Origin of the sequence: Paenibacillus sp. 2TAB19, assembly GCF_052115185.1 — a bacterium.
In the GTDB taxonomy this organism is placed as follows: domain Bacteria; phylum Bacillota; class Bacilli; order Paenibacillales; family Paenibacillaceae; genus Pristimantibacillus.
Genome location: NZ_JBFRGE010000150.1, coordinates 1 through 5,365 on the forward strand (window position 1 = coordinate 1; position 5,365 = coordinate 5,365).

The following is a 5,365-nucleotide window of genomic DNA, read 5'->3' on the forward strand; positions in this document are numbered from 1 at the left end:
AAGTTCACAACTATTCAAAGACCGATCTAAGGTTTGCTATATAACAATTGTTTATTTTTTATCCTAAACTGAAAGTGCTTACATCACATTAAAAGTAGAAAGGGGTTAGGAAATGCGCAACAAAAGATGGCTGCAAACCAGCCTAGCCATGCTAACGGCCACAGTAGTTCTCCTTGCCGGTTGCTCGTCGAATAATGGCGAAGGAGGGAAAACAAACAACAAGAACAACACGAACACCAGCACCGCGACCGGCGAAAATACCGGAGAAGTCAGCAAAGACCCGGTCACCTTTACTTATTTCGGATTCGGAACGAATAACGACGTACTGGCGAGCGAAACAACGATCGGCAAAATCCTTCAAGAACAAACAGGCGTCGATTGGAAAATGGAGTTTGTCGTGGGCGATCCGAGCACCAAGGCCGGCGTCATGATTGCCGGCGGCGAATATCCGGATGTCATCTCTCCGGTAGCTGAACTTGCAAAGCTTTTGGATGCAGATGCGTTAATCCCGCTCAATGATCTGATCGAGCAGCATGGTCCTAATATCAAGCGCGTGTATGGCGATTATATGGACAAGATCACAAATGAAGACGGAAACATTTACATTCTGCCTTTCACGGCCAACATTGGCGGTTATTTGACGGAGCCGGATGCGGGCAGCAGCATCTGGATTCAACGCAGAGTGCTGAAAGAATTCGACTACCCGCAAGTTAAGACACTTGATCAATATTTTGAACTGATCGAGAAATATCAGGCTAAGTATCCGACCATCGATGGAAAAGATACGATCGGCTACGCTACGTTCGCAGGCGAGCCTGGTCAATTCTACACGATAACGAATGCACCTATGCATTTAGCCGGATATCCGAACGACGGCAATGTTTTGGTAGATATGGAGACGCATGAAGCCAAGGTGTACCAGGGAACCGATTACGAGAAAAAATGGCTTCAAAAGCTGAATGACATGTACGTAAAAGGTTTGTTCGATCCAGAGAGCTTCACGGCTAACGGCGACCAATTCATGGCTAAGCTGACTTCCGGCCGTGTGCTCGGATTTAGCGGCTACATCTGGCAGATCGGTAATGCGATCAACAACCTGAAGGCAGCCGGCAATGACGATCTGCGTTACGTATCGCTTCCGATCGTATTCGACGAGAATACGACAGATGCTTACATGGACCCACCTTCCTTCGTTAACAACCGCGGTCTCGGCATCAGCGTAAGCGCCAAGGATCCGGCTCGAATCATTCAATACTGGGATAACCTACTTACGGACGAGAACCAGAAGCTTGTMCAGTGGGGCGAAGAAGGCGTCACCTATTCCGTGAACGAAGAAGGCCGTTTCATCATGAGCAAAGAGCAATTGACGAACCGTAACGATAACGACTTCAAACGCAAGTACGGCTGGGCTTATTTCGATTATGAATGGCCGCGTTACGGCAACAACTCCGTGTACGAGGACGGCAATGCGCATGTGCCATTCAGCCAACCGGAAGTAGCGGATGTCAACTATACAGACGGCGATCGGGCATTGCTTAAAGCTTATGGAAGCGATACGTTCTCTGGTTTCTTCGCGAAACCTGTGGAAAGACCGTGGTATCCAGCCTGGAGTATCGAGAAGGCGCAAGGATCTCCCGAAGATATTTTCAATCAGAAAGCAGGAGATCTTCAGCAAAAGTTCTTTCCTAAGTTGGTACTTGCTTCCGAAGGTCAGTTCGAGTCCGTCTGGGCCGATTATCTCAAAGACTTCGGCAAATTGGATGCAGCCGGCTTCGAAGCATTCATGACCGCCAAGGTGAAGGATCGCGTCGCTGGTAAATGGTAAGTGCAAGCATGCAACAAATCATGTAAACCAAGCGGGAAAAGTGAAGCCATTCACTTTTCCCATCTACTTATGGTTAGTGACAGATAAGATTTTGCCGGAAGGGAGACGTATCGGGTGGAGAAACATAGCGTACAATTGACAGGATCGTCTTCAGGCGATTCGCGCCTAAAGGCCTATTTCAAAGCATTATCCAAGCAGAAAATGCTGATGCTGATGTCGCTGCCTTTTCTTGCATGGGTAATCATTTTTAAATATGTTCCGCTCTGGGGCTGGACGATTGCCTTTCAAAAATATCGGCTTGGCAGAGATATATTCGACCAAGCTTGGACGGGATTGGATAACTTCAAGTTTTTGTTTAAGGAAGAACAGTTTTATCTAGTCTTGCGCAATACGCTCGTAATGAGCTCTATTAATCTGGTGTTAGGATTCGTAACCGCGATTGTATTGGCGCTTCTCTTGAATGAGCTTCGAAAAATCTTCTTCAAGCGAACGGTCCAGACGATTAGTTATTTGCCCCATTTCATTTCGTGGGTCGTTGCCGCTAATATCGTCCAGACAACGCTTGCTCCGGAAGGGATTTTCAATGAATTGCTCCTCCAGTTCAATATCATCGACAAGCCCGTTCTGTGGCTCGGCGTCGGCGAGTATTTCTGGAGCATTCTAGGCGTAACCGAAGTGTGGAAGAACATCGGATGGAATACGATCATCTATTTGGCCGCCATTACGACGATTGATCCTACGCAGTACGAAGCAGCCGAAATCGACGGCGCCTCACGCTTACGGCGAATGTGGCATATTACGCTCCCGGGCATGAAACCCGTCATTGTCATCCTGCTCATTATGAATCTGGGCCATATCCTGGAGTCCGGCTTCGAACCGCAATACTTGCTTGGCAATGGCATGAATGTTGAATATTCGGAAAATCTTGATATATTCGTGTTGAAATACGGGATACAAATGAATAACTATGGCTTGGCGACAGCAGCAGGTATGTTTAAGACCGTTGTCAGCTTCATCTTCTTAATCGTTGCCAATAACCTTGCCAAACGTCTTGGCGAAAGCAGATTGTATTAGATGGGAAAGGCGGCGATACGATGAAAAAAAACAATTCAGCTCGATATTCTTCGACGGGCGATCGAATATTCGATGTGTTTAACTACAGCTTCATGATTATTCTTGTCATCTTCACTTTGTATCCGTTCATCAATATGTTTGCTTTGTCGTTTAACGATGCCAATGACTCTATTCGTGGCGACATCTATTTTTGGCCGCGTGAATGGACCATTCGCAATTATGAATATGTGTTTGGTGAATCAAACGTGTTCTCTGCAACCTTCATCTCCGCAGCGCGGACAATCGTCGGGACAATCATTTCCGTATTTTGTACAGCGATGCTTGCCTTTGCGATCAGCCGTTCCGAGTACAAATTGAAGAAATTCGTTTCCGTTACCTTCATTTTCACGATGTACTTCAGCGGCGGCTTAATTCCGAACTATCTGCTCATTAAAGAGCTCGGCATGATTAACAGCTTCTGGGTCTACATTATTCCGGGTATTATCGGCGTATTTAACATGATTGTCATTCGGTCCTTCATAGAAGGCTTGCCGGAAGGAATCATGGAATCGGCCAAAATCGACGGCGCGGGGGATCTGACCACCTTTATCCGCATCGTGCTTCCGCTTACCGTACCGGCTCTTGCTACTGTGTCTTTGTTCGTAGCGGTATATCAGTGGAACTCCTGGTTTGATGTATTTCTGTATAATTCTTCGAGGCCTAATCTAAGCACGCTGCAATATGAATTGATGAAGATTTTGTCCACCTCCAATACAAGCGCCTCYGCAGCYGACCAATATGCGGATGCACAAGGAAATGCACAGATGGTTACGCCGACTTCGATTCGCGCTACGATGACGATCGTTGCAAGCGTGCCGATTATTTTGGTCTATCCATTCCTGCAGAAGTATTTTGTCAAAGGTATGGTCGTTGGCGGAGTGAAAGGGTAATAGAGTATCCATATAGGCTAGAGGAGTGGAAAACATTCTTATGAAGAAACAAGGCGTAAATCCTTACTTGCCGTCATGGGAGTATATTCCTGACGGAGAGCCGCATGTCTTTCAGGATAGAGTGTATGTATACGGATCGCATGACCGCTATAACGGGCATGTCTTCTGTCTGAACGATTATGTATGCTGGTCGGYGCCAGCCGACGATCTTGCGGACTGGCGGTATGAAGGCGTCATCTATGAGAAGACGGACGATCCGCTGAATCCGGACGGGCGCATGTGTCTCTATGCGCCAGACGTCACATGCGGCCCTGACGGGCGCTATTATTTGTATTATGTTCTAGACAAGGTGTCCGTCGTCTCGGTCGCGGTCTGCGATACACCGGCTGGCAAATACGAGTTCTACGGTTACGTGAAGTACGCCGACGGAACGCGCTTAGGCGACCGTGCGGGCGATCAGCCGCAATTCGATCCAGGCGTCTTGACGGAAGGCGGCCTCACTTACCTGTATACCGGATTCTGCGCAATCGGCGACAAGTCGCGCAGTGGCGCGATGGCAACGATAATCGGATCGGATATGCTTACGATTATCGAAGAACCGACGTTTATCGTGCCAAGCGAGCCGTACAGCAAGGGAACCGGATTCGAAGGTCATGCGTTTTTTGAAGCGCCGTCCATCCGTAAGCGGGGCGACATGTATTACTTCGTCTATTCCTCTGAAGTCATGCACGAGCTGTGCTACGCGACTAGCAAGCATCCGACGAAGGGCTTCACGTACCGCGGCGTCATCGTCAGCAACAACGACTTGCATATCGATACGTACAAGCCGGCAAACAAACCCATGTATTATGGCGGCAACAATCACGGTGGCATGGTGGAAGCGAACGGGCAATGGTACATGTTCTATCATCGTCATACGAACGGCACGAGCTACAGCCGACAGGGCTGCATTGAACCGATTAAGATCATGGAGGACGGCACCATTCCGCAAGTCGAGCTCACGACAAGCGGTCCGAACGGCGGCCCGCTTGTCGGACGAGGCGAGTATCCGGCATATCTGGCTTGCCATCTGTTCACGAATACGGATGAATTGTATACGGGCACGTACGGCGCGTGGATGGACGGCCGATTCCCGAAAATAACACAAGACGGCATGGACGGGGACGAAGAGGTCGGTTACATCGCGAATATGCGTGATTCCGCAACAGCGGGTTTCAAGTATTTTCGATGCGAAGGCGTGAAGCGCGTCAAGATCAAGGCTCGCGGTTATGCCCAGGGCAGCTTCGAGGTCAAGACGGCATGGGACGGTCCGTCGCTCGGATCGATACCGGTCGACTTCACGAACGTATGGACGACGTATGTGGCCGACATTACCGTCCCAGAAGGCGTTAATGCCTTGTATTTCACGTATACGGGCAACGGCAACGCGAGTCTGGCGTCGTTCACTCTGGAATAACTGTATTACGCATAAGTTAGTTCGCAGCATAGAGCTGCTGATAGAGGCTAACCTGCCAGGTCCTAACAGACTTGGCGGGTT

General features: G+C 48.9%; 4 protein-coding genes. All 4 read left to right on the forward strand.

Going from position 1 to position 5,365, the window contains the following annotated elements; genetic code table 11:
- Positions 1-112 precede the first annotated feature (112 nt).
- The 4 genes from AB4Z33_RS30205 to AB4Z33_RS30220 all read left to right on the forward strand — a co-directional run bounded on the left by AB4Z33_RS30205 (position 113) and on the right by AB4Z33_RS30220 (position 5,284).
- Entirely contained in the window at positions 113-1,825 is a 1,713-nt protein-coding gene (locus AB4Z33_RS30205) for an ABC transporter substrate-binding protein (RefSeq protein WP_442053444.1), read from the forward strand.
- A gap of 114 nt (positions 1,826-1,939) precedes the next feature.
- Positions 1,940-2,899, forward strand: a complete 960-nt coding sequence (locus AB4Z33_RS30210) for an ABC transporter permease (protein ID WP_442053445.1) — start codon at positions 1,940-1,942, stop codon at positions 2,897-2,899.
- Between the two features lie 20 nt (positions 2,900-2,919).
- Positions 2,920-3,828: a carbohydrate ABC transporter permease gene (locus AB4Z33_RS30215; RefSeq protein ID WP_442053446.1), complete on the forward strand. Its 909-nt coding sequence runs from the start codon at positions 2,920-2,922 to the stop codon at positions 3,826-3,828.
- 40 nt (positions 3,829-3,868) lie between these two features.
- Positions 3,869-5,284: a family 43 glycosylhydrolase gene (locus tag AB4Z33_RS30220; protein ID WP_442053447.1), complete on the forward strand. Its 1,416-nt coding sequence runs from the start codon at positions 3,869-3,871 to the stop codon at positions 5,282-5,284.
- Positions 5,285-5,365 lie beyond the last annotated feature (81 nt).